Origin of the sequence: Streptomyces sp. NPDC002888 (assembly GCF_042888465.1) — a bacterium.
Classification (GTDB): domain Bacteria; phylum Actinomycetota; class Actinomycetes; order Streptomycetales; family Streptomycetaceae; genus Streptomyces.
In genome coordinates, this window is the sequence record NZ_JBIAPU010000069.1 from 1 (window position 1) to 1,194 (window position 1,194).

Annotated in this window: 1 protein-coding gene and 2 pseudogenes; all 3 read left to right on the top strand. The window is 67.0% G+C overall.

Going from position 1 to position 1,194, the window contains the following annotated elements; translation table 11 throughout:
• Window positions 1-119: pseudogene (locus tag ACFYWX_RS47735) on the top strand (ABC transporter ATP-binding protein); the annotation flags it as partial.
• 26 nt (window positions 120-145) lie between these two features.
• Complete coding sequence (locus ACFYWX_RS47740; RefSeq protein ID WP_389431814.1) at window positions 146-1,003, top strand: sugar phosphate isomerase/epimerase family protein; 858 nt, start codon at window positions 146-148, stop codon at window positions 1,001-1,003.
• Window positions 1,004-1,087: 84 nt separating this feature from the next.
• Window positions 1,088-1,194: pseudogene (locus ACFYWX_RS47745) on the top strand (5-dehydro-2-deoxygluconokinase); the annotation flags it as partial.

Consider the following 1,194-nt stretch of genomic DNA (forward strand, 5'->3'; position numbering starts at 1 on the left):
CGGAACTCGCCGCGCTCAAGCACGAGCTGGCGCAGGTCCGCGGAGTCGACGTGGAGGAGCTCCCCGAGGAGCAGGACCTCACCGCGCCCGTGGCGGCACAGCCCGAAAAGGCCTCCTGACCCACCGACACCCGGAAGGCACCGTCGTGAAGATCGCCCTCGACCCCTACATGATCCGCAACGTCCCCCTGCTCGAACTGCCCGCCGTGGTGTCCGAGTTGGGATATGAGTGGATCGAGCTCTCGCCCCGGGAGGACTTCATCCCGTTCTTCCGGCACCCGCGCGTGGACGACGGGACCGTACGAAAGTTCCGCAAGGCGCTGGATTCGGCGGGCGTCGGGATCTCGTCGCTGCTGCCGCTGTTCCGCTGGTCCGGCCCGGACGAGGACGCCAGGCAGGCCGCCGTACGGTACTGGAAGCGCTCCATCCAAATCGCCGCCGACCTCGGCGTGGACAGCATGATCTCGGAGTTCAACGGACGGCCGGAGGACTCCGACCGCAGCGAGGCGCAGTTCTGGAAGTCGCTGGACGAGCTGCTGCCGGTGTTCGAACGCGAGGGCATCAAGCTCACCCTCGAACCCCACCCGGACGACTTCATCGAGAACGGCTACGACGCGGTCAACCTGATCCGCGGGATCAACCATCCCCACGTCAGCTTCCTCTACTGCGCCCCGCACACCTTCCACATCGGCAACGACGCCCCCGGCATCATCAACTACGCGGGCGACCTCCTCACCCACGTCCACCTCGCCGACGCGTTCGACCACACCGCGTCCTCCGGCAACCGCTACATCCTCAACCCGCCGGGCACGCCGGCCCGCATCCACCAGCACCTCGACATCGGCGAGGGCGAGGTCGACTTCGACGAGCTCTTCCGCGCACTGCGCGCCAACGGCTTCGACGGCACGCTGACCGCCTGCGTCTTCGCCTGGGAGGAGCGCGCCAAGGAGTCCTCGGTGTTCATGCGGGAGAAGATCGCCGAGTACCTGGCCGCCCGGCCCTGACGGACCCGCGGTCGTCGATCGCGGGGCACGGTTCATCGCGACCGTTTTTTAAAGCGCTTTAAATCTAGAAGGGAAACCAGCGTGATGCCGTTCGAAGTGCTGACCATGGGCCGGGTCGGGGTGGATGTGTATCCGCTCCAGACCGGCGTGGGGCTCGCGGAGGTCACCTCGTTCGGCAAGTACCTGGGCGG